The 636-nt window shown below is 67.4% G+C and carries 1 protein-coding gene; it reads right to left on the bottom strand.

What is annotated here, in order from left to right:
• A partial coding sequence (locus AC1DWC_RS26720; RefSeq protein ID WP_477912916.1) for an Ig-like domain-containing protein occupies nucleotides 1-624 on the bottom strand: 624 nt, incomplete at its 3' end.
• Nucleotides 625-636: the final 12 nt, after the last annotated feature.

Raw genomic sequence — 636 nt, 5'->3', positions numbered from 1 at the left:
GTCCTTGAACTGCACCGTGCCACCAGCAGGAGCCGGCGAAACCTGCACGTTCAGAACCACATCCGCACCCGCCACCGCGGAAGCCGGACCCGACACGACCGTCGTGGTCGCGACATCAGCCGGCGACACCGCGACGGCGTGCGCAGCCGACGTCGAACCCTGGAACTCGCCCAGACCCGAGTACACCGCAGTGATGCTGCGCGTGCCCGCCGCGAACTTCTGCGTGATCGAACCCTTGCCCTCGGAATCGAGGTTCACCGGGCCACCCAGGTTCTCGGCGCCGTCCTTGAACTGCACCGTGCCACCCGCCGGAGCCGGCGAAACCTGCACGTTCAGAACCACATCCGCACCCGCAACAGCGGAAGCCGGACCCGACACGACCGTSGTGGTCGCGACATCMGCCGGCGACACCGCGACAGTGTGCGCCGCCGACGTCGAGGTCAGGAACTCACCCGCACCCGAGTAGACGGCCGTGATCTGGTGATCGCCCTTGGCCAGGGCCTGCGTGATGCTGCCCTTGCCCTCGGAATCGAGAGTGACCGGGCCACCCAGGTTCTCGGCGCCATTCTTGAACTGCACCGTGCCACCAGCCGGAACCGGCGAAACCTGCACGTTCAGAACCACATCCGCACCCGC

The organism is Rhodococcus sp. P4_C10 (assembly GCF_056402135.1).
Note: the sequence above shows the minus strand (reverse complement) of the source record. Positions and strands in the feature narration are given on the sequence as shown.